Raw genomic sequence first — 22472 nt, 5'->3', positions numbered from 1 at the left:
CGTCCAAGCCATCGTGAACCCAGAGAAACAAACGTTTACTACTCCGGCGGGAACCGTGCCGCGGGCGCCGCGCTCCTAACTTGCGTGGGCAGTGAGTGCCCACCGGTTTTCATGTTGCGAGGTCTTCCGGGCGCCTGCCGTCCGGTCGAAATCCCGAGGCGATTCTTCTCCTCCTCCCTCCCTCCCTCCTTCGCGTCGGGGCGCCTCGCAGCATTTTTGTCTTCCAGCCGGCCGGGGGGCGTGCAGTGACGCACTCCGCCCGCATCGCCGTCATCGGCGCCGGCATCTCCGGGCTGGCCGCCGCGCACGCGCTGCGCGACGTGGCCGCCGTCACCCTCTTCGAAGCCGGCGACTACTTCGGTGGTCACGCCCACACGGCAACGATCGAACTCCCGCGCTCCGCCGCCGATCCCACCCGCGTGGCGCACGGCGTGGACACCGGCTTCCTGGTCTACAACGACCGCACCTACCCGAACCTGATCCGCCTTTTCGCCGAGCTCGGCGTCGAGACGGCGCTGTCCGAGATGTCGTTCTCGGTGCAGGCCACGCGCGACGACGGCGGCGCGCTCGAGTGGAGCGGCAACAACCTGGGCACCGTGTTCGCGCAGCGGCGCAACCTGTTCGACGGCCGCTTCGTCGGCATGCTCGGCGACCTGATCCGCTTCAACCGCCTGACCACGCGCATCGCCCAGGCCGGCACCGAAGGCGAACTGGCCCAGCCGCTGGGCGAGTTCCTCGACGCCCACCGCTTCGGCACGGCCTTTCGCGACTGGTACTTCCTGCCCATGATGGGCTGCATCTGGAGCTGCTCGACCACGCAGATGCTGGCGTTCCCGGTCGCCACCATGATCCGCTTCTGCCACAACCACGGCCTGATCCAGATCGCCAACCGGCCGCAATGGCGCACGGTGAGCGGCGGCTCGCGGAACTACGTCGAGAAGATCGTCGCCGGCCTGGCCGCCGGACACGCCAACCTGCGCCTGAACACCCCCGTGCGCCGCATCGGCCGCTCGGGCGTCGACGTGCACGTGACCACCGACGGCGGCACCGAGCATTTCGACCACGTGGTGCTGGCCACCCATTCCGACCAGTCGCTCGCCATGCTCGGCGACGCCAGCCCGGCCGAGGCCGCCGTGCTGGGCGCGATCCGCTACCAGGCGAACCATGCCGTGCTCCACACCGACGCCGCCGTGCTGCCGCAGCGCCCATCGGCCTGGGCCGCATGGAACTACGAGCGCGCGCCCGCCGGCGAGCGCGAGGCCGGCCGCGTCTGCCTGCACTACCTGCTCAACAAGCTGCAGCCGCTGCCGTGGGCGCAACCGGTCGTCGTGTCGTTGAATCCGGTGCGCGAGATCCAGCGTAGTCAGGTCATGGCCGAATACGACTACGACCACCCGGTGCTCGACCTTGCCGCCATCCGCGCGCAAGGCGAGGTGCCGCTGCTGCAAGGCCGCAACAACACCTGGTTCGCGGGCGCGTGGATGGGCTACGGCTTCCACGAGGACGGCCTGAAGGCCGGGCTGGCCGCGGCCAAGGGCCTGCGCGCGCGCCTGGCGGGCCAGGACGCACCGCTCGGCGCCATGGGGAGCGCGCTGGTATGACCCCGGCGCCGATGCCGACCCCGCTGATGGGCTTTGGCGAGGTGCGCCACACGCGCTTGCGCCCGGCGCGCAACGCCTTCGTCTACCCGACCTACTTCCTGATGCTGCCGATGCGCGCGCTGCGGGCTCGCGGCAGCGACGCGGTGGCGCTCAACCGCCGCGCCGCGCTGTCCTTCCACGACGTCGACCACGGCGACGGCCGCGCGAGCGAACGAGGCGGCGCGCTGGCCTGGCTCGACGAGCTGCTGGCGGCCCACCGGATCCACGACGCCACCGGCGAGGCCTGGCTGCACTGCTATCCGCGCGTGTTCGGCTACACCTTCAAGCCGGTGAGCTTCTGGTACTGCCACACACCCGAAGGCGTGCTGCGCGCCATCGTGGTCGAGGTGAACAACACCTTCGGCGAACGCCACTGCTACCTGCTCGATCGCCCCGTGTACGGCGCCGAGTTCAAGGCGACCAAGGCCTTTCACGTCTCGCCGTTCTGCGAAGTCGCCGGCGGCTATCGCTTCCGCTTCTTCGTCGACGCCGACCTCACGCGCACCGCGGTGCGCATCGACCACGACGACGCCGAGGGCCCGCTGCTGCAGACCAGCGTGAGCGGCGAACTCGTGCCGATGAGCGCGGCCAGCGTGCGGCGCGCCCTGTGGCGCTACCCCGCCATGACCTTCGGGCTGATCGCGCGCATCCACTGGCAGGCCGCCAGGCTCTGGCTCAAGCGCGTGCCCTTCGTCGCCAAGCCGGCGCCGCCCACCCATTTCGTTTCACGCGACAACCAGCAGCAGGCGAATCCATGACCTCTACGACCACGGCCTCCCGCTTTTCGCTCCCGCAGGACGCACCCGGCGCCGCGCGCACCGTGCTCGGCCTGCTGCAGCGGCTGGCCTACGGGTCGCTCACCGTGCGCCTGCCCGACGACTCGGTGCGCCACTTCGGCGCCACGCCGGGCAGCGGCCCGACGGCCTCGCTCACGCTGCGCAACTGGAACGCCTGCAAGGCCGCGCTCAAGTCGGGCGACATCGGCTTCGCCGAGAGCTACATCGCCGGCGACTGGACCACGCCCAACCTCACCGAGCTGCTGAAGGTGTTCATCGCCAACCGCCGCGCCATCGAGGACGTGGTGTACGGCAGCTGGTTCGGCCGCCTGCTGTACCGCGTGCGGCACGTGATGAACCGCAACAGCAAGGCCGGCAGCTCGCGCAACATCCACGCGCACTACGACCTGGGCAATGCCTTCTACAAGCTCTGGCTCGACGAGACGATGAACTATTCGTCGGCCTGGTTCGAGGGCGACCTGTCCAGGCCGATGCCCGAGGCGCAGCGTGCCAAGGTGCGCCGCGCGCTCGAGCTGGCGGGCGTGCAGCCCGGCGACCGCGTGCTGGAGATCGGCTGCGGCTGGGGCGCGCTGGCCGAGATGGCCGCCACCGACTTCGGCGCCTCGGTGACCGGCGTGACGCTGTCGACCGAGCAGCTCGCCTTCGCCCGGCAACGCACCGCCGGCATGGGCACCGACCTGCGCCTGCAGGACTACCGCGACATCGCCGACGCGCCCTTCGACGCCATCTGCTCCATCGAGATGGTGGAAGCAGTGGGCCGCGAATACTGGCCGACCTACTTCCAGAGCGTGAGCCGGCTGCTCAAGCCGGGCGGGCGCGCCTGCGTGCAGAGCATCGTGATCGACGACCAGCTGTTCGACCGCTACATCGACTCGACCGACTTCATCCAGCAGTACATCTTCCCGGGCGGCTGCCTGCCGTGCCCGCGCGAGTTCCGCCGCGAGGCCGAGGCCGCGGGGCTGGAGGTGGTGGACGAGTTCGCCTTCGGCACCGACTACGCGGAGACGCTGCGCCGCTGGCGCGAGAGCTTCCTGGCGCAGCGCGGCCACATCCTGCAGCAGGGCTTCGACGAGCGCTTCATGCGCATCTGGGAGTTCTACCTGGCCTACTGCGAGGCGGCGTTCTCGCAGGCCAACATCGACGTGGTGCAGTACACGCTGCGCAAGCGCTAGAAACGCGCGGTCTTCCGTGCCTTCCGTGCCGTCTTCCCCCTCCGCGTCCTCCGCCCCGCCCGCGCCTTCCTTCGGAACCCTCGACGGCCTGCGCTACGGGCTGCTCGGGCTGCCGCTCGCGTTCGTCGCGCTGCCGCTGTACGTGCTGCTGCCCAACCACTACGCGCGCGCCTTCGGCGTGCCGCTGGCCACGCTGGGCGCGGTGCTGCTCGGCGCGCGGCTGCTCGATGCGCTGACCGACCCGCTGCTCGGGCGGCTCAGCGACCGGCTGCATGCGCGCTCGCCGCGGGCGGTGTTGGGCGCCGGTGCCGTGGCGGCAGGCTTGCTGCTGCTCGGGTTCGCCTTGCTGTTCTTTCCGCAGCTGCTGGTCGACCCTGTGCACCACGGCGCGCTGCTGGCGGCGGCAGCCGTGCTGCTGGCGCTGACCTACGCGGGCTACAGCATGCTGAGCATCGCGCACCAGTCGTGGGGCGCCATGCTCGGCGGCGACGCGCTGCAGCGCGGGCGCATCGTCGGCTGGCGCGAAGGCATGGGGCTGGTGGGCGTGGTGCTGGCCTCGGTCATTCCGACGGTGGCGGGGCTGCCCGCGATGGTCGCGGTGTTCGGCGTGCTGCTGGCCGTCGGCTGGCTGCTGTGGACGCGCGCGCCGCGCCCGGCGCGCGACGACAAGGCCCTCCACGCGCCGGTCGACCTGCGCCTGCCGCTGCGCCGCCCCGCGTTCCGCCGGCTGCTGGCGGTGTTCGTGCTCAACGGCATCGCGAGCGCGGTGCCGGCCACGCTGGTGCTGTTCTTCGTGCAAGACCGGCTCCAGGCGCCGGCCTCGCTGGAGCCGGCCTTCCTCGGGCTCTACTTCGTGATGGCGGCGGCGTCGATTCCGGCCTGGCTGCGGCTCGTGCGGCGCTTCGGGCTGGCGCGGTGCTGGCTGGGCGGCATGTGCATGTCGGTGGCGGTGTTCGCCTGGGCCGGCGCCATGGGCGCGGGCGACGCGGTGCCGTTTCTCATCGTTTGCGCGCTCTCCGGTTTTGCCATCGGCTCCGACCTGGTGCTGCCGGGCGCGCTGCTGGCCGGTCTCATCGCCGAGGCCGGCGACCAGCCGCACGCCGGCGCCTACTTCGGCTGGTGGAACTTCGCGACCAAGCTCAACCTCGCGCTGGCCGCAGGCCTGGCGCTGCCGCTGCTCGGGCTGGCGGGCTACGCGCCCGGCGCGCGCGACGGCACCGCGCTGCAGGCGCTCTCGCTGGCCTACTGCCTGCTGCCCTGCGTGCTCAAGGTGGCGGCGGGGCTGGCGCTGTGGGCGCTGGTGATCCGGCCCGCGGCTGCCGCTGCGTCGGCTGCTGCCGCGCCGTTGCCGATTCCGAAAGTCTCTCCTTGAAACCACTCAATCCGCCGCTGACCGACTGGCACGGCAAGACGGCGTGGATCGTCGGCGCTTCCTCGGGCATCGGCCGCGCCACGGCGCTGGCGCTGCTGGCACGCGGCGCGCGGGTGGCGGTGTCGGCGCGCAACGGCGAGGCGCTCGAGGAACTGGCGGCGCCGCACAACGAGGCCGGCCAGCCGCCGCGCGTGATCGTGCTGCCGCTGGACGTGCGCGACGCCGCCGCGGTGGCCGCCGCGCACGCACGGTTGCTCGCGGCCACGGGCACCGTCGACTTCGTGCTGCACAACGCCGCCACCTACGACGCGCTGCGCGCGGACGCCTTCGCGCTCGAGACGATGCTGGCGCACCAGCAGGTCAACTACGTCGGCGCGCTCAACGTGCTGGCGATGGTGCTGCCCGGTTTCGTGGCGCGCGGCGCGGGGCACATTGCCATCACGGGCAGCGTGGCCGGCTTCCGCGGGCTGCCCAAGAGCCTGGCCTACGGGCCGACCAAGGCAGCGCTGACCAACCTGGCGGAGGTGCTGTACGTCGACCTGCACGCGCGCGGCATCGGCGTGAGCCTGGTGCAGCCGGGCTTCGTCGACACGGCGCTCACGGCGAAGAACGATTTCAGGATGCCGGCGCTGATCACGCCAGACAAGGCGGCCGAGGCGATGCTCGAAGGCTGGCGCCGGGGCGACTTCGAGATCCACTTTCCGCGCCGCTTCACCTTCTGGATGAAGCTGATGCGGCTGCTGCCCTACCGGCTGTACTTTCCGGCGGTGGCGCGGTTCACGGGGCTTTGAGCCGAGCCCTGAAATGAAAAAAGCGCCTTGCGGCGCTTTTTTCATGGCTTCACGGTTTCACGGCTTCGTATCGATGAAGCTGGGCCGAAGCATCAGCTTGTCGTACAGCTTCGCCAGGTTGCTGTGGTCGCCGCGCCAGTCGATTTCGGGGAAGCGCAGGTTCAGCCAGCCGAGCGTGCAACCCACCGCGATGTCCGACAGGCTCAGGTGGATGCCGCTGCAGAAGGGCTTGTCGGCCAGGCCCTTGGCCATGGCGGCAACGCCGTCTTCCACCTTGGCGCGCTGGCGCTCGATCCAGGCGGCGCTGCGCTCGCCGTCGTTGCGGCCGGTCCAGGTGGCTTCCAGGCGCCAGAGCACGCCGGCGTCCATGACGCCGTCGGCCAGCGCTTCCCAGGTCTTGACCTCGGCGCGCTCGCGGCCCTGTTGCGGAATCAGCTTGCCGACGGGCGACAGGGTGTCGAGGTACTCGACGATCACGCGCGAGTCGAACATCGCCTCGCCGCCTTCCATGATCAGGCAAGGCACTTTTCCGAGCGGGTTCGAGCTGGAGATCGTGGTGTCGGCAGACCAGACGTCTTCGATCACGAACTGGTAATCGAGCCGCTTTTCGGCCAGCACCACGCGCACCTTGCGCACATACGGGCTGGCGGCGGATCCGATCAGTTTCATGAAGGCTCTCTCCCTAAGCAATGGCTACGTTTGTTAATAGTCATTTTAGGTGAACGGGAAAACCGGAGCCCCAAAACAGTACCCAATGTGTCGGTACCGCCCCACGGACCGCCGGCCGCCTAAAATTGAGGCATGAGCTTTTCCACCGTTTCCGCCCTCTCCCCCCTTGACGGCCGCTATGCGGCCAAACTCGCGGCGCTTCGCCCGCTGATGAGCGAGCAGGGCTATATGCACCGGCGCGTGCAAGTCGAGGTGGCGTGGTTCATTGCGCTGTCCGACTGCGGCTTCGCCGAATTCAAGCCCCTCACGGGCGGCGCCCGCAAGTACCTGATGGGCCTCGTGTCCCACTTCTCCGAGGCCGACGCACTGGCCATCAAGGAGATCGAGAAGACCACCAACCACGACGTGAAGGCCGTCGAGTACTGGATCAAGTCCAAGTTCGAAGCCCGGCCCGAGCTGCTGGCCGCCGCCGAGTTCGTGCACTTCGCCTGCACCAGCGAAGACATCAACAACACCAGCCACGCCCTGCAGATCCAGGCCGCGCGCGAAAAGGTGATGCTGCCGGCCATCGACGGCCTGATCGCCAAGCTGCGCGAAATGGCGCACCAGTTCGCCAACGTGTCGATGCTCTCGCGCACGCACGGCCAGACCGCCAGCCCGACCACGGTGGGCAAGGAAATCGCCAACGTGGCGGTGCGCCTGTCGAAGGCCCGCGCGCAGATCGCCTCGGTGCAGCTGCTGGGCAAGATGAACGGCGCGGTCGGCAACTACAACGCCCACCTGGCCGCCTGGCCCGACTTCGACTGGGAAGCCTTCAGCAAGAAGGTGATCGAGACGCCCGCGCCGCTGGGCCTGGGCCTGAGCTTCCAGCCGTACAGCATCCAGATCGAGCCGCACGACTACATGGCCGAGCTGTTCGACGCGGTGGCCCGCGCCAACACGATCCTGGTCGACTTCTCGCGCGACATCTGGGGCTACGTGAGCCTGGGCTACTTCAAGCAGCGCCTGAAGAAGGGCGAGATCGGCTCCTCGACGATGCCGCACAAGGTCAACCCGATCGACTTCGAGAACGCCGAAGGCAACCTGGGCCTGGCCAACGCGGTGCTGCGCCACCTGAGCGAGAAGCTGCCCATCAGCCGCTGGCAGCGCGACCTGACCGACAGCACGGTGCTGCGCAACATCGGCGTGGCCTTCGGCTACGCCGCGCTGGCCTATGCGAGCCTGGCCACCGGCCTGGGCAAGCTGGAACTCAACGAGGAAGCGCTGGCCGAAGACCTCGACGCCTCGTGGGAAGTGCTGGCCGAGCCGATCCAGACCGTGATGCGCCGTTTCGGCGTGCAGGGCGCCTACGAACAGCTCAAGGAAGTGACGCGCGGCAAGACCGTGACGGCCGAGGCGCTGCACGGGCTGATCCGCTCGCTGGAGATCCCGGACGAGGAAAAAGCCCGCCTCCTGGCCATGACGCCGGCCAGCTACGTGGGCAAGGCCGCGGAACTCGCCAGTAGAATTTAAGGCTTCGTGTACCGATACACCAGCCGCCTGAGGGCGGCTGTTTCACGTCGGCCGCACACCTTTCCAGCCAACGCCCGCGCGGGCGCCAGCCAGCAACACGCCCCAGGGACTCGCCGTCCCTTAGTTGGTCATGCGCGCGCCTTCGAGACGCTTCTGGCTCAGGATTCACCGCTGGACCGGCCTCACGCTCGGCCCGGTCCTCGCCCTCACGGCACTGCTTGGCGCGGTGCTGGTGGTGGCGTTGCCGCTCGACCGCTACACGCACGAAGACCTCTTCGTCGCCCGTTCCGCGGGTAACGGCTGCGCGGGTAAGGGCGCCGCGGCCACACGGCCGGCACCGCTGCTGGAGCCGCTGCGCCAGCGGCTGGCCGCAGAGTTCGGCCCCGACGCCAATTTCACGCTGCGCCCGCCGCGCCAGCCCACCGACACGCTCTGGGTGCTGGTGCGCGGCAAGTGGGAGGGCACGCTGTACCTCGACCCCGCCACCGGCGCGGAGCAGGGCCGGCGCGGCACGCACGAGGACGCCTACAACCTGCTCTTCGAGCTGCACAGCAGCCTGCTGCTGGACGGCACGGGCAAGGGCATCCTGGCCTTCGTGGCGCTGGCCTACCTGCTCCTGCTGGTCACGGGCGTGGTGCTGTGGTGGCCGGCGCGCTGGCCGCCGTCGCTGCGCATCGTGCTCGACCGCGGGCTGCAGCGCGGGCTGTTCGACCTGCACCGCACGGGCGGCGCGGTGCTCGGGCTGCTGATTGCGGTGCCGGTGGCCACGGGCGCCTACATGGCGTGGCGGCCGCTGGGCAATTTCATCTCCGGCGTGGCCGGGCAGCAGCCGGTGAAGCCGCCGGCGATCGCCAAGGGCGCCGCCACCGGCCCGCGCCTGCCGCTGGACGACCTCGTGGCCCGCGCGCAGCAAGCCTACCCGGGCCAGCCCATCGGCTACATCCAGGTGCCCGGCAAGGCCGGCCGGCCGATGCGCGTGCGCTTCCGGCTCGCCGACGACCCGCACCCGAACGGCATCGGCTCGGTGTGGCTCAACCCGGTGACCGGCGAGGTGCTCGCCGCGCGCAAGTGGCAGGACCTCGACACCGGCACCGGCGCGGTGGCGGTGATCTATCCGCTGCACACCGGCGTGCTGGGCGGCCTGCTGCACCAGGCGCTCACCGTGGTGCTGGGGCTGGCGCTGGGCGGGCTGGGCCTGAGCGGCGTGTGGCTCTGGTGGCGCCGGCGCGCCGAGCGGCGGCGCGCGCAGACACGACGACACATTCGCTCGACAACATAAAAGAGGGTTTCCTTGATCTCGCACAAACACCGACACCGACACCGACACCGGCGCACGGCCTTGGCCCTGGCGCTGCTTCCCCTGAGCCTGCAGGGCTTCGCCGCCGAGGCGCAGCCCGCGGCCGACCCATCGAAATCGCTCGAGGCCATCACCGTCACCGGCGACTGGCTCGGCAGCCCCAGCGAAACCAAGGTGCTCGAGCACGCCGGCGCGCGGACCATCATCGAGCGCAAGCAGATCCAGGAAAGCGGCACGTCCAGCGTGCGCGACGTGCTGCGCCAGGTGCCCGGCGTGCAGGTGCAAGAGAGCAACGGCACCGGCGGCAGCGACATCTCGCTGAACGTGGGCGTGCGGGGCCTGACCTCACGCCTGTCGCCGCGCTCGACCATCCTGCTGGACGGCGTGCCGCTGGCGTACGCGCCCTACGGCCAGCCGCAGCTGTCGCTGGCGCCGCTGTCGCTGGGCAACCTCGAGGCGGTCGACGTGGTACGCGGCGCGGGCTCGGTGCGCTACGGCCCCCAGAACGTGGGCGGCATCATCAACTTCGTGTCGCGCGCGATCCCCAGGCAATTTGCGGCCGAAGCCAGCGTGGGCGTCGAAAGCGCCAGCCATGGCGGCGGCCTCAAGACCACGCCCAACCTGTTCATCGGCGGCACCAGCGAGAACGGGCTGGGCCTCGCGCTGCTGTACTCGGGCACGCACGGCGACGGCTTCCGGCAGAGCAACGACCACACCAGCATCGACGACCTGATGCTCAAGGGCGCCTACCGCATCTCGAAGACCGACGACGTCGCGATCACGCTGCATCACTTCGAAGGCAAGGGCACCATGCCCGGCGGCCTGACGACGGCGCAGTTCGCGGCCAAACCGTTCCAGTCGGACCGCCCCTTCGACGAGTTCACGGGCCGCCGCACCGACGGCTCGCTCAAGTACACGCACAACGACGGCGTGAACAAGTTCGAGATGCTGAGCTACTACACGGACTCGTACCGCAGCAGCTACCTCGAGCAGGAAGGCACCGGCACCAGCGCCGGCAAGCGCCGCCTGACCACCGCGCCGCGCAACTACAAGACCTTTGCCGTGGAGCCCCGCTACTCGCGCCTGTTCGATTCGGGCAGCGTGGTGCAGGAAGTCAGCGTGGGCCTGCGCTACCTCCGGGAAGAAGCCTCCGAGGTGGCGGCGCGCACCGGCTACTACACGCCGTCGCCTGCCGAGAACGCCTACACCCGCACCCAGGCCCCGTACCAGACCAGCAAGGGCGGCACGGTGGCGCACGCCGTCTACATCGACGACCGGATCGACTTCGGCAACTGGACGGTCACGCCCGGCGTGCGCTACGAATCCTTCCGCTCGCACAACGACGTGTTCACCGTGGCGAACAACCGCATCACCAATGCGATCTACCCGAAGATCGACTCCAACGAGGTGCTGCCGACGCTGTCGGTGCTCTACCGCATGAGCGAGCGCTGGTCGCTGTTCGCGAATGCCGGCGTGTCGTTCGGCCCGCAGCAGTACGCCCAGCTCGCGCAGTCCACCACCAGCCTGCACCCCGAGAAGGCGAAGACCTACGAGATCGGCACGCACTACAAGGGCGAGGCCTGGAGCGGCGAGCTGACGCTGTTCAACATCAACTTCGACAAGGAGCTGCAGCTGGCGCGCTCCATCACCGGCGACGTGGGCCAGTGGACCGACCTGGGCGCCACGCGCCACCGCGGGCTGGAGTCGGCGCTGCGCTACGACCTGGCCGACCTGAGTCCGTCGCTCAAGGGCCTGTCGGTCTCCGGAACCTACACGTACACGCAGGCCACCTCGAAGGCCGGCGCCTTCGCCGGGCGCGACCTGCCGTTCTACTCGCGCCAGGTGGCCACGCTGGGCGCGCGCTACGAGCGCGGCCCGTGGACCTTCAATGCCGACGTGTACGCGCAGTCGAAGCAGCGCTCGCCGGGTTCGCCGGACGACGGCGCGACGTACGTGACGATCGAAGACTCGACCGGTCGCCTGGGCAACGTGCCGGGCTACGCGACGATGAACCTGCGCGCGGCGTACGACTTCGGCAAGAACATGAGCAACCTGAAGGTGGCCGTGGGCGTGAAGAACCTGTTCGACCGCCGCTACTTCAACCGCTCGGTGGACAACAACGGCGGCAAGTACGTGGGCCAGCCGCGCACGGTGTACCTGCAGGCGTCGGTGGCGTTCTGACCCCAGAGGGCTCGCGAATGGGCGCGAGTGGGCATCGGGCCTAAACTCGCGCACCCATGGCCCTCAAATCCACCATCTTCAAGGCCACCCTCGCGGTGGCCGACATCGACCACGGCTACTACGCCGACCATGCGCTGACCCTGGCGCGCCACCCCAGCGAGACCGACGAACGGATGATGATCCGGCTCGTGGCGCTCGCGCTCAATGCACACCAGCTGCAGGACGTCTGCCAGGGCGACGGCACGCTGGCCTTCGGCGCGGGCCTGTCCAACGTGGACGAGCCCGACGTCTGGCTGCGCGACTTCACGGGCGAAGTGAAGATCTGGATCGAAGTCGGCCAACCCGAAGACAAGCCCATCATCAAGGCCTGCGGCAAGGCGGACGAGGTGATCGTCTACTGCTTCAACCACGCGGCCGAGATCTGGTGGCGCGGCATCGAGAACAAGCTCACGCGGCCGCAGAACCTCAAGGTCTACCGCGTGCCGACCAGCGCCTCGCAGGCGCTGGCCGCGCTCGCGCAGCGCAGCATGCAGCTGCAGGCGACGATCCAGGAAAACACGTTGACGCTGGGCGACGGCACGAACAGCATCGACGTCGAGCTGCTGCGCTGGAAGTAAGCCCGGGCCGTCAGGCGGCCGGCATCATTTCGCCGCACTGCCAGCACTGCTCGAAGCCGCCTTCGACCTGCTCGCCGCACACGCACAGCCAGTTGCGCTGCGGGCGGTGCTGCAACTCGTGCAGCAACTGCTTGGCCAACTCGTACTGGCTCTCGTCGTCGATCCAGATCTCGGGCAGGCACTGGTCGGGCGGCAACTGGCCCATGACCGCGCCGAGGAACTCGCGCTGCACCGTGGCGGCCACGCCCTCCTCGCGAAGCGCGTGCGCCCACACGGTCGCGATGGCGAGGTTGGGCGCTTGCGCAAGGCGGCGCATGGTCAGGGTGCCCCGTTCTTTTCGTCGTCGGGGTCGAACTCGGGCTCCGGCTCGGCAGCTGGCACGGGCGCATCTTCTTCGCGGGCCTCGCGGGCCCGTTCGGCATAGCGGTTGAAGCGCCAGGCCGTGTCTTCCATCGTGATGCGGCGCCACGTGACGCGCTTTTCGACCGGCGTCATGGCGGGCCACAACTGCACCTCGTCGAAGCTGCGGCCGCAGCCCTTGCATTCGTCGTCGCCCTGGCTGGTGGAGCAGATCGCGATGCACGGCGTGTCGGGCGTGCTCTCGTACCAGGCCATCCAGGCGGCCCACGCCTTGGGGGGAAAGCCGACCTCGTCGACCTCGTCCTCGTGGTGGAAGACCATGAGCGCGTAGACCTCGGCCAGCGCGCGCAATTCGGGGCCGAGCGTGACGCCGTCGGGCGAAGGCGTCTTCTCGCGCCAGTGGTTGATGGCGGCCTCGATGTCGGTGATGTGTATGGCGGCCATGGAACGTGAAAAAACAGCGGACGGCGATCATAGTCCGGCAATGTCCCGAAGCGCCGAAGGGACAAGATTGCTATTAAAACAAGAGCGCCACACGCACTGTTCATCAGCGTTTCCAGAGCGTTCTCTTCAAGACCCTGAAAACTTTAGATTGCGCCTGCGCGGGCTTCGATGCTCTAATTCCGCCCACGAAGGGGAGTAGCTCCCGACCGCTGTCCACGGCAGCGCGAATCGTCAGGTCGTCAATACGAAGCAAAACACTTCCGGCCTGTCGGACAACGCATGCGCACCTGCGCGGGCGCTGTCGAGCGAGACCTTCGATTTGAACCTGTGCAGGTTTGGTCGAAGCGTTCGCGAGTCCCCGGTGTCATCCCGGCCTTCATTCCTCGCTTTCGACCCTCCCGCATGGGATGAATCGAAACGCATCGGTATGCGCCTTCCGTCGTCACCCCTGAATGGGCGAGGCAGGGGCGCGAAGACAAAGAGGAATCTATGGAACTGTTCATGACCCCGGAGTTCTGGGTCGCTGTCGGTCAGATCATCATGATCGACATCCTGCTCGGTGGCGACAACGCCGTCGTCATCGCACTGGCCTGCCGCAAGCTGCCGCCCGCACAACGCACCAAGGGCATTCTTTGGGGCACCGCCGGCGCCATCATCCTGCGCGTCATCCTGATCTTCTTCGCGCTCACGCTGCTGGCCATTCCGTTCCTGAAGCTGGTCGGCGCCATCCTGCTGGTGTGGATCGGCGTGAAGCTGCTGGCCCCCGAGCATGACGACGCGCACGGCAACATCACCGGCAGCGACAAGCTGTGGGGCGCCGTCAAGACCGTGATCATTGCCGACCTCGTGATGAGCGTGGACAACGTCATCGCCATTGCCGGCGCTGCGCAAGGCGCAGGCGAAGGCCACCAGATGCCGCTCGTGATCTTCGGCCTGCTCGTGAGCATCCCGATCATCGTGTGGGGTAGCCAGCTGGTGATCAAGCTGATGGACAAGTTCCCGATGATCATCACGCTGGGCGGCATGCTGCTCGGCTGGATCGCCGGCACGATGGCCGTGTCTGACCCGGCACTGGCCAACGCCGCTGCCTGGACCTGGGTGCCGAAGGTGCCGCAGACCGACGTGATCAAGTACGGCGCCGGTATCGCCGGTGCACTGCTGGTGCTGGCCCTGGGCAAGTGGGTGGCCGCACGCAACGCCCGCAACAAGCCCGAAACGGCGGTGACGACCGGCTGAGCCGGCGTCGCACCCCGGAAACTTCCTGTCCCGCGCAGTCTCTGTCACTCTAACTATCCGAAGGAGCACACCATGGAAAAGATCATTCTTTACGTCGACGACGCCGTGTACGCCAGCGAGCAGTTCGCCGAACTTGCGCCCGACGCGAACAGCGTGGTGGCGCGCCATTGGGTGCTCGTGTGCTGTGCGCCTCGCATGACGCATCGCATCAGCAAGTGGGTGAGCCACAGCGCGCGCGAGAACTGGCGCGCCAAGTGGTTCAGCAAGGTGCAGGCGCAGATGCTGCCGCTGCTGGAACGCAACGGCGGCGAGGTCACCCCGGTGCTGGCCAAGGGCCCGCTCGCCGAACTCACGGCGCAGCTCAAGCGCGAGCACGCCGCAGCGCACGTGGTCGATGCGCGCCGCCCGAAGATCGGTGTCGACCTCGAACCCGTCACGCCCGACCAGAAGCCCGCCCACCAGTCGGGCTGGGCCTTTCCCGGTGCCGTGATGGGCATGGGCGCGCTGCTGGTCATGGCGAACGAGCTGGCGGAGTGATGTTGTGCTGCGCGTGAGCGCAGCGACCCGCCTGAGACAGGAAACCCCGTCTCGACGAGCCCCGGCGTGGCAACACGCCGGGGCTCGTTGTTTTGGGAGCCCTGCGGTATCCTGAGCCGCATGCGCATCATCCTCAAATGGCTGCTCAGCGCCGTCGCGCTGCTGGCGGTGGCCTATCTCTACAGCGGCGTCCAGGTCAACAGCTTCGGCTCCGCGCTGATCGCGGCCGCGGTCATCGGCCTGCTCAACATGATCGTGCGGCCGGTGCTGGTGGTGCTGACGCTGCCCGTCACCATCGTCACGCTCGGGCTGTTCCTGTTCGTGATCAACGCACTGCTGTTCTGGGCCGCGTCGGGCCTGCTCGGCGGCTTCCACGTCAACGGCTTCATGGCCGCGCTGCTCGGCTCGCTGCTGTACTCGCTGCTGGGACTGGTGATCGAGTCCGCGCTGGGCGGACTGCTGTCCAAGCGCTGAGCGCGCGCCCGGCGGCTACTTCAGCGGCGGCTCCGCCGCCTGCTCCTTCACCAGCACTTCCACGGCGCGCGCGCGGGTGTCGACGATCGACGCCTCGTAGTGATCGACCACCTTCGACTGCCGGATGATTTCCTGCGCGGCCTTGAAGCGGTCGCGCGCGGCGGGGTAGTCGAGGATCGCGACGTTCGCCTCGGCATCGGCACGCACCGCGCGCAGCGTGTCGTTCTCGGCGCCGTACAGGTTGCCCAGCGCGTGCCACACCGTCGCGTCGCGCGGATTCGCGGCCACCCAATCGCGCAGCACCGGGATCATCGGCGCCGGTTGGCGCATGGCCGTGGCGGCTTCGGCGGACAGCAGCATCTCGGGGCGCTCTTTCGACTTGGCGTCGAGCAGCGCGGCCGCCTTGGGCGCGGCGCCCGCGGCGAGTTCGATCTCCGCGCCGAGCCAGCGCGCCTGCTTCGCCGCGGCCGGGTTCTCCGCCGTGCGCGCAAGCAGGCGCTCGACCATCGCGCGCGCCGTCTTGTAGTCGCGCATCTCCCTGGCCGACAGCGCCGCCGCGTAGAGCGTGCCGGCCTGCTGGGCGGGCGTGCTCTTGGCGAACTCGCCGCTGGAGGCCGCATCGACCCACACCCGCAGCACGTCGACGCCGGGCCGCGTCAGCACGCGGGCGCGCGAGGCGATCATGGCGTGGTCCATCGCCAGCGGCAGCGGCGGCGTGGTGTCCATGCGGAACTGGAAGCGGCCCTGCATGTCGGAGATGCGCTCGGTGGTCAGCGGGTGGCTGCGCAGGTAGGGGAAGGAGCCGTTGTCGTTCAGGCGCGAGGCGTACTGCAGCTTCTCGAACATCGCGGCCGCGCCCTGCGGGGCGAAGCCGGCCTGCGTCATCACGCCGAAGCCGATGCGGTCGGCCTCGCGCTCCATGTCGCGCGAGAAGTTCAGCTGGTTCTGCGCGAAGAGCGCCTGGCTGCCCATGATCACCGCCTGGCCGGCGTCGCCGCTGCGGCTCTTGCCAGCGGCGATCATCCCGAGGATCAGGCCCGCGATCATCAGCGGCATCTGCTTGCCCTGCTTGTCCATGATGCGCGCGATGTGGCGCTGCGTGACGTGCGACAGCTCGTGCCCGAGCACCGTCGCCAGCTCGTCGCGGCTGCCCACCGCGGCCACCAGGCCGAGGTTCAGCCCCAGGTAGCCGCCAGGCAGCGCGAAGGCGTTGATGTTGCGGTCGCGGCCCAGCAGGATCGTCCAGGCGAAGCGTTCGTCGAGCTCGGGCGTGAGTTCGCCGCGGGTGCGCGCCGCCGCCAGCAGGCGCTGCCAGATCTCCTGCACATAGGCGGCGATCACCGGGTCGTCGATGTAGTCCGTGTCGCGGTACAGCTCGCGGGCGATCTGGTCACCGAGATGGCGTTCCGCACTGGCCGTCATCTCGCCGCCGTCGCCCATGCCGGGGAGCACCTGCATCTGCGCCAGCGCGGGCGTTGGCAACAGGAGCTGCGAAGCTATCAAAAAAGTAGCGTACAGCGAACGAAGGGTGGGCGTCAGCTGGCTTTTTCGGGGGCGTTGTGGAGTCAAGCGCGGCATTCCTCGTCAGTGGCTCGGGCTCGTATGATGCCTCTTCACACCCGATCGTTCACCCATGAGCACACTCACCCATTTCGACGCCCAGGGCCAGGCCCACATGGTCGACGTCGCCGGCAAGCCCGCCACCCACCGCGTGGCTGTCGCCACGGGACGCATCGAGATGCAGGCGGCCACGCTGGCGCTGATCGAATCGGGGACGGCGAAGAAAGGCGATGTGCTCGGCATCGCGCGCATCGCGGGGATCCAGGCGGCGAAGAAGACGAGCGACCTGATTCCGCTGTGCCATCCGCTGGCGCTGACGCGGGTGGCTGTTGCATTTGCCTTGGCCGATGCCGGTGGTACGCCGCAGGTGGCTTGCACGGCAACGGTCGAGACCGTCGGGCCGACGGGGGTGGAGATGGAAGCGCTGACCGCGGTGCAGGTGGCGCTGCTGACGATCTATGACATGTGCAAGGCAGTGGACCGGGGGATGCGGATCACGGATGTGCATGTGGTGGAGAAGCATGGGGGGAAGTCGGGAAGCTGGGCTGTGGGACGCCCCGACTGAACGGCCCCCGGCTGCGCACGCCGCGGCCGCACACGGTCATTGCGGCGATGCTGTGGCGGCGCCGCTCGGCTGCGCGTCTTTCAGCCAATGCGCGAATTCCTTCGGAAAAGCGTCGCTGAAACGCTCCGCCTGAAACCTGGCTTCGTCCTCCAGCCCGAGCAGCTCGGCGCTTTCGATCAGCTTGACGATGACGCGCGGCTCCGGCGAGAAATGAATCACGCGCTGCGCGAGTGCATGCACCTCGGCCGCGTTGGCGGGCGTGACGGTGGTCAGCGTCAGTTCCGCAAACTCCGCCTGGCGCGCGAACAGCCACGTACCTCGCATCTTGGCGAGCGTGTCTTCCTCGTAGGCCGGAAGGCGCTCGTCGGGCGGGAGGTAGATCTGGCTGACGCGGATGTAGTCCCAACTGGCGAAGCTGACGGCCAACAACAACGCAGCGGCTGCAAGTGTCGACGGCTTTGGCCAAGTTGCGGAGCCGCGCCCCGCCGCCGGCCACAGGATGCCCATACAGAGGCCGAAGACGAGTTGGAACGGCCCATGCCAGAGCGGGTACTCGAGCAGGCTGTGCAGCACGATCGCACCCAGCATGCCCCACGCCATCAGACGCATGGGATCACGCTCACGCCAGGGTTTCGCGAGGATCACCATCCAGAAAAAGCCGCCGCAAATCAGCACGGCAGCGGGAATGCCCAGCTCCACGGCCAGGTGCAAAGGAAGGTTGTGTGCGTTGTCCAGGATCTCGACGAACCGGACGCCAGTGTAGTGGGTGCTGTAGTGCGCGAAGCTGAGTTCGCCCCAGCCCCAACCGGTCCAAGGGCGCTGAACGATCAGCTCAAGCACGTTGTGCCACAAGGTCAGGCGGCTGTGGTCGTCGGGGGCGCCGGTGTGCAGGCGCTCGAGCATGCTTTCGACACCGCCGCTGCCGCCACCAGCCCATTGCGGTAATGCCCAAGCGATGACGAAGTAGAGCGGAATAGTCGACAACAGGAGAAGCGGCGGGGGCAAGCGTATCTGCATCTGTGAATCGGCCTCGACGCGCCAGCCGCGGCGCTCGCGCCTGGCAATGAAGCTTGCCACGCCGACGATGGACAGCAGTTGCAACAACCCCGTACGGGATGTAGACGCAGCGGCGGCAATCAGGAGCAGCACCGCCGATGCCAACAATCCACGCCTTGCGCGCGCCGATGCGTGCGTGGCGTATAGCCCAAGTGCCGCCATCAGAGCCATGCTGATAAGCGTGGCGAACTGGTTGCGCTGACGAAGGTTGCCGTAGGCCTGACCAAGGGCAGGGGAAGTGGTCCAGGGAACAAGGGGCTCGGCGAGGCCGTAGTACTGGAGCAGGCCGAGGATGGCGCTGAGGAGGCCTGCGGCCAGGATCCCCCCAGCAAGGACGGCCGTGCTCGCCATGCGAGCACCCACTAGCGCCGCCAATACGCCCGTCGCCAACGCGATGCAGGCAGGAACCCAGTATCCCGAAAAGTCACCATGGAACACCGCGATGCAACCAGCGCAGAGCATGAGCCAGAAAAGCACGCAGCGGCCGAGTGTGTTGCCGCCGGCGTCACTCAACAACAGCAGGAGCGCAACGCAAGCCCATGAGCAAAGCAACTGCCAGACATTCACGGATGGGCCACTCACCAGCGGACAGAGAAAAGGCAAGGTGACGAGACTTGCACGCGCCACGTTCGTGGCCGTTGAGGCGGAAGCAGGCGCCTCAAGAGACATGGCACGGGGCGTCATTCGAGCATTGTGCCGATCACTCCAGCCCGATGAGTGGTCACTTCGGGCAGACAGGCGGGTTTGCGCCAAAACACAATTGGAGACATTCTTAAACCACGTTTGTAACTGTCGCTCAGATTGAGCGTCAAGGCCAGTGAGGCCGAAAGGTGTCTTTCGATGAAACAGCAGCCCATGCCAACCCGAATCGGTCGAGCTCCAAGAGCTTCGCGAGGCTTCACCCTGATCGAACTCATGGTCACGGTAGCTGTCGTAGCCATCCTGGCTTCGATTGCGTACCCGAGCTATTCGGATTACTTGCGCCGCGGCCAAGTTCAAGAAGCTCCACGAACCCTCTCCGATTTTCGGGCGCAGCTTGAACAGTACTACCAAGACCACCGCAACTACGGCTCTGGCAGTCCGTGCGGGGTTGCAAATCCAGTTGGCAAGTATTTTCAGTATTCCTGTACGACCACTGGGCAAGCCTACACAGCCACCGCGAGTCCAGTGAATGGCGGCTTGGTAGCGGGTCTTACTTACACCGTCGACCAACAGAACACGCAGCAAACCACTTGCGCCAGCTGCGCCTGGAAATTTACTGGCACTCAGTCCTCCTGGGTTCTTCGCAAGCCATGAGTCCGGTCATGCGCAAGCACTTCAAAGGCTTCACGCTGGTGGAATTAATGGTTGCAGTTGCGCTGTTTGCGTTGCTATTTACCTTTGCGTATCCGAGCTACACGGACTTCATCAGAAATGCGCAGATTCGTACGGTGGCTGAATCCGTTGTAAATGGGCTCCAGCTTGCTCGCGCGGAAGCCATCCGCCGAAATTCAAACATTCAATTTCACTTTCCCAACACCTCCAACAGTGTGTCCACCACGGGTGGCACGGATTGGTCTATTTCGTCGGCATTGTCGGCGACACCCACCAATTTCAATCAAGCAATTCAGACCCGTCGAGAGAATTCCGGTTCTTCAAATGCTCGCATCGGCGTAGCCAACTCCACAGGCACCGCAGCTGCGGCTGGTGCAGGAATGCCTGCAGACATCATGTTCACAGGGATGGGCCGATTGAACGGGGCGAGCGCTGTGCGCCGTATCGATGTCACGGGAGCCGCTGGGGCAAGGGCACTGGCGATTCTTCTTGCGCCTGGCGGCGACGTCAGGCTTTGCGATCCCGCGTTGTCGTTGGCAACCAACCCTCAAGGCTGTTCATGAAGCGAGCGCTATCTACCAGAACTGTACGCACGAGGCCGCAAAGACCGCAACGTGGCGTCATGCTGATCGAAGCATTGGTAGCCATTGCGATCTTCTCCTTTGCGATCCTCGGTATCGTAGGGGTTCAGGCAAACGCCATCCGCATGGTGCGCGATGCCGACTATCGCGCCAAAGCAAGCCTGTTCGCAAATCAGATCGTAGGGCAGATGTGGGTAGATCGCTTTAACGTACCCACTTATGCGTTGAATGCCGGCAACACAACTGTGTGTGCCAACGGTACCAACACCGCCGCCAATCCTATTGTTACCAGTTGGATCAGCGGATTGAGCGATGCCAGCAATCTCGGATCTCTGCCCGGCGCAACCAACCTCCAGCAACAAATCGTCGTGGGTCTGAACAACACGGTCACGGTCACGATTTGCTGGCAGAGCCCACAAGACAACTCGCCCCACAACTTCACACTGGCGACGCAGATCCAGGGCTAAAAACATGTCATCACTCCAGCATTTTCGGCGTCAGCGCGGATTCGGACTCATAGAAATCATGGTGGGAATGGCCGTTGGGCTGGTCGTCATGGTCATCATTTACCAAGTGATTTCGACCTATGAGGGCGTCAAGCGAACAACAACCTCAGGCGCAGACACGCAGCAAAACGGCATCTTCAGTCTTTCGACCATTGAACGCGACATTCGCGCCGCAGGTTGGGGCATGCCAACGGCGGACGTCATGTCCTGCGCCACGTATTTCACCTACATCAGCGACGGAACGACCAGCAGTTCGGTACCAAACTTCCCGAATGCGCCGGTGCGGATCATCGACGGAGGTAGCACAGCTGGCGCATCCGACAGAATCACGGTGTTGTGGGGCTCGTCTGTGCGCGCCAACGTGCGCAACGCGTTGCTGCAAAACGTCGTGGCTAACCCGACGGGGACGGCCGCCTCCAATCTGCAGCCCACCACCAAAGTGGCGCTGTCATCTACTGGCGGCTTCGTGTGGCTGACAGACGATATTGGCAATTGCGTACTGACACGCGTCACAGGTACGGCGGTGAATGCGGCAAGTCCAGACAGTGTCATCTTGTCACACGACCCGGCGACGGGCACTGCAACGCAGCCCGTCTACAACCCCCCCGCCGGGTACATGACGACAAATGGTTGGCCCAGCACCTACAGCACGAATCCGCGCATCTTCGATCTGGGCACGTTGACTCAACGCACCTATTCCGTCATATCCGGCTCCTTGATGTCGAAGGACTACTTCAGTTCAATAGAACAAGCTCAACTGGCAAACAACGTGGTCAGCCTCAAGGCGCAATACGGCATCAGCGACGCAGGTAGCCAAGTAGTCAACAGTTGGGTCAGTGCCACCGCAGGCTGGGCAGCCCCCTCTGTGGCAGACATCAAACGCATCAAGGCCATCCGCCTCGCCGTCGTCGTGCGCAGCCCGTTGAAAGAACGGTTGGCTGCTGGCGCGACCGTTTGCGACATCACGACGGCCGCGCCAGTGAGTTGGCCTGGCGGCCCGGCCGTTGACTTGAGCAACGACCCTGATTGGCGCTGCTATCGCTATCGAACCTTCCAGACCGTGGTGCCCCTTCGCAATGTCCTTTGGGCCAACCTGACATGAAAAACACCGTTCTTGCCAACTCCACAGGCTCGCGCGCCAAGTCGCAGCGTGGAGTGATCGTATTCATCGCTCTGATCGCGCTCCTTGTGCTTTCACTGGCCTCGGTCGCACTGCTGCGTTCTACCGACACCGCAGGGGTCATCTCGGGCAACGTCGCATTCAAAGAAGCAACCACAAGTGCGGCCGACACCGGCGCAGAACGCGCGTTCAGTGCGCTGCCAGCCCTTGCGACGGCGGACGCCGATGTGACGGGCAAGTACTTCCGCACCATGCAACCAGTGGATGCCAACGGTGTTCCAACCACGATCGACTGGGCGACCGTGCCATGCTACGACAACGCTGGCGGTGCGACAGCCACGGATTGTGGCGACCAATCAGCGTACAGGGTTCAGTACGTGATTGACAGGCTCTGTACCACCGCACCAACGACCACCGACCCTTTGACGTTGTTGACCAGTAAATGCGTAGCTGGTCAGCCTTTTTCCGCCGGAGGTGGATCGGTGGGCACAGACACCAACAGCCATGCACAAACCACCAACGTCTTTGGCGGATTGACACCCCCGTCACCTACGCGCCCGACCATTCACTACAGGGTAACGGTCCGGGTTCAAGGGCCTCGCAATACGGTCAGCGTTGTTCAAACGACCATTGAATTGCCCTTCGGTTGATTCACCAAACGTCTATACAAG

Annotated in this window: 23 protein-coding genes; 18 read left to right on the top strand and 5 right to left on the bottom strand. The window is 66.7% G+C overall.

The window, feature by feature from the left end; all coding sequences use genetic code 11:
• The first annotated feature begins 245 nt into the window (after positions 1-245).
• From BM004_RS17970 to BM004_RS17950, 5 genes are read left to right on the top strand one after another with little or no spacing between them, the layout of a single operon-like run.
• Positions 246-1601, top strand: coding sequence for an NAD(P)/FAD-dependent oxidoreductase (locus tag BM004_RS17970; protein ID WP_093215467.1), 1356 nt, complete (start codon positions 246-248; stop codon positions 1599-1601).
• Positions 1602-1612: 11 nt separating this feature from the next.
• A complete protein-coding gene (locus tag BM004_RS17965) occupies positions 1613-2398 on the top strand; it encodes a DUF1365 domain-containing protein (RefSeq protein WP_256219938.1) in 786 nt (261 codons plus the stop codon).
• Positions 2395-3609, top strand: a complete 1215-nt coding sequence (locus BM004_RS17960) for an SAM-dependent methyltransferase (RefSeq protein ID WP_093129016.1) — start codon at positions 2395-2397, stop codon at positions 3607-3609. The genes BM004_RS17965 and BM004_RS17960 overlap by 4 nt, the downstream gene beginning before the upstream one ends.
• A 25-nt stretch (positions 3610-3634) precedes the next feature.
• A complete protein-coding gene (locus BM004_RS17955; protein ID WP_093215462.1) occupies positions 3635-4981 on the top strand; it encodes an MFS transporter in 1347 nt (448 codons plus the stop codon).
• On the top strand, positions 4978-5772 hold the full coding sequence (locus BM004_RS17950; protein WP_093215459.1) for an SDR family NAD(P)-dependent oxidoreductase: 795 nt from the start codon (positions 4978-4980) through the stop codon (positions 5770-5772). The genes BM004_RS17955 and BM004_RS17950 overlap by 4 nt, the downstream gene beginning before the upstream one ends.
• Before the next feature lie 57 nt (positions 5773-5829).
• Here BM004_RS17950 and BM004_RS17945 read toward each other — a convergent pair whose 3' ends face one another.
• Positions 5830-6441 carry a glutathione S-transferase N-terminal domain-containing protein gene (locus tag BM004_RS17945; RefSeq protein ID WP_093129013.1) on the bottom strand — a complete coding sequence of 204 codons (612 nt, stop codon included), beginning with the start codon at positions 6439-6441 and terminating at the stop codon, positions 5830-5832.
• Positions 6442-6573: 132 nt separating this feature from the next.
• On the opposite strand from BM004_RS17945, the gene purB reads away from it, so the two are divergent.
• The 4 genes from purB to BM004_RS17925 all read left to right on the top strand — a co-directional run bounded on the left by purB (position 6574) and on the right by BM004_RS17925 (position 12048).
• The gene (gene purB / locus BM004_RS17940) at positions 6574-7953 is read left to right on the top strand and encodes an adenylosuccinate lyase (protein WP_093215456.1); all 1380 of its coding nucleotides are present in this window, start codon (positions 6574-6576) and stop codon (positions 7951-7953) included.
• A gap of 130 nt (positions 7954-8083) precedes the next feature.
• Positions 8084-9232 carry a PepSY-associated TM helix domain-containing protein gene (locus BM004_RS17935; protein WP_093215729.1) on the top strand — a complete coding sequence of 383 codons (1149 nt, stop codon included), beginning with the start codon at positions 8084-8086 and terminating at the stop codon, positions 9230-9232.
• Positions 9233-9292: 60 nt separating this feature from the next.
• A complete protein-coding gene (locus BM004_RS17930; protein WP_371269812.1) occupies positions 9293-11431 on the top strand; it encodes a TonB-dependent receptor family protein in 2139 nt (712 codons plus the stop codon).
• Between the two features lie 56 nt (positions 11432-11487).
• The gene (locus tag BM004_RS17925) at positions 11488-12048 is read left to right on the top strand and encodes a YaeQ family protein (protein ID WP_093215453.1); all 561 of its coding nucleotides are present in this window, start codon (positions 11488-11490) and stop codon (positions 12046-12048) included.
• A 10-nt stretch (positions 12049-12058) separates the two neighbouring features.
• Here BM004_RS17925 and BM004_RS17920 read toward each other — a convergent pair whose 3' ends face one another.
• Positions 12059-12364: a putative signal transducing protein gene (locus tag BM004_RS17920; protein ID WP_093129009.1), complete on the bottom strand. Its 306-nt coding sequence runs from the start codon at positions 12362-12364 to the stop codon at positions 12059-12061.
• Positions 12365-12366: 2 nt separating this feature from the next.
• Complete coding sequence (locus tag BM004_RS17915) at positions 12367-12852, bottom strand: DUF3717 domain-containing protein (protein ID WP_093215450.1); 486 nt, start codon at positions 12850-12852, stop codon at positions 12367-12369.
• 489 nt (positions 12853-13341) lie between these two features.
• On the opposite strand from BM004_RS17915, the gene BM004_RS17910 reads away from it, so the two are divergent.
• From BM004_RS17910 to BM004_RS17900, 3 genes are all read left to right on the top strand, one after another.
• Positions 13342-14088: a TerC family protein gene (locus BM004_RS17910; protein ID WP_093129007.1), complete on the top strand. Its 747-nt coding sequence runs from the start codon at positions 13342-13344 to the stop codon at positions 14086-14088.
• A 72-nt stretch (positions 14089-14160) separates the two neighbouring features.
• Positions 14161-14625, top strand: coding sequence for a hypothetical protein (locus BM004_RS17905; RefSeq protein ID WP_093129006.1), 465 nt, complete (start codon positions 14161-14163; stop codon positions 14623-14625).
• A gap of 120 nt (positions 14626-14745) precedes the next feature.
• Positions 14746-15099 carry a phage holin family protein gene (locus tag BM004_RS17900; RefSeq protein WP_093129005.1) on the top strand — a complete coding sequence of 118 codons (354 nt, stop codon included), beginning with the start codon at positions 14746-14748 and terminating at the stop codon, positions 15097-15099.
• Between the two features lie 15 nt (positions 15100-15114).
• Here the strand turns inward: BM004_RS17900 and BM004_RS17895 are convergent, their stop codons facing one another.
• On the bottom strand, positions 15115-16677 hold the full coding sequence (locus BM004_RS17895) for a M48 family metalloprotease (protein WP_093215447.1): 1563 nt from the start codon (positions 16675-16677) through the stop codon (positions 15115-15117).
• Between the two features lie 55 nt (positions 16678-16732).
• Between BM004_RS17895 and moaC the strand changes: the two genes are divergently transcribed.
• Complete coding sequence (gene moaC / locus BM004_RS17890) at positions 16733-17224, top strand: cyclic pyranopterin monophosphate synthase MoaC (protein WP_093215445.1); 492 nt, start codon at positions 16733-16735, stop codon at positions 17222-17224.
• Positions 17225-17260: 36 nt separating this feature from the next.
• Here moaC and BM004_RS17885 read toward each other — a convergent pair whose 3' ends face one another.
• Positions 17261-18964 (bottom strand): PglL family O-oligosaccharyltransferase, encoded by a 1704-nt coding sequence (locus BM004_RS17885; RefSeq protein WP_256219937.1) that lies wholly within the window; start codon positions 18962-18964, stop codon positions 17261-17263.
• Positions 18965-19120: 156 nt separating this feature from the next.
• On the opposite strand from BM004_RS17885, the gene BM004_RS17880 reads away from it, so the two are divergent.
• Genes BM004_RS17880 through BM004_RS40680 form a run of 5 tightly spaced genes read left to right on the top strand, consistent with a single transcriptional unit; the run spans position 19121 to position 22451 of the window.
• On the top strand, positions 19121-19576 hold the full coding sequence (locus tag BM004_RS17880; protein ID WP_371269807.1) for a type IV pilin protein: 456 nt from the start codon (positions 19121-19123) through the stop codon (positions 19574-19576).
• 8 nt (positions 19577-19584) lie between these two features.
• Positions 19585-20157 (top strand): GspH/FimT family pseudopilin, encoded by a 573-nt coding sequence (locus tag BM004_RS17875; protein ID WP_177206528.1) that lies wholly within the window; start codon positions 19585-19587, stop codon positions 20155-20157.
• 59 nt (positions 20158-20216) lie between these two features.
• Complete coding sequence (locus BM004_RS17870) at positions 20217-20642, top strand: PilV family protein (RefSeq protein WP_093215440.1); 426 nt, start codon at positions 20217-20219, stop codon at positions 20640-20642.
• A gap of 4 nt (positions 20643-20646) precedes the next feature.
• Positions 20647-21783: a PilW family protein gene (locus BM004_RS17865; RefSeq protein ID WP_093215437.1), complete on the top strand. Its 1137-nt coding sequence runs from the start codon at positions 20647-20649 to the stop codon at positions 21781-21783.
• Positions 21780-22451, top strand: coding sequence for a pilus assembly PilX family protein (locus BM004_RS40680; protein ID WP_143072446.1), 672 nt, complete (start codon positions 21780-21782; stop codon positions 22449-22451). Before BM004_RS17865 ends, BM004_RS40680 begins: the two co-directional genes overlap by 4 nt.
• Positions 22452-22472: the final 21 nt, after the last annotated feature.

This window comes from Variovorax sp. OK212 (assembly GCF_900112425.1).
GTDB lineage: Bacteria > Pseudomonadota > Gammaproteobacteria > Burkholderiales > Burkholderiaceae_C > Variovorax.
This window is presented reverse-complemented; position numbering and strand designations above follow the sequence as displayed.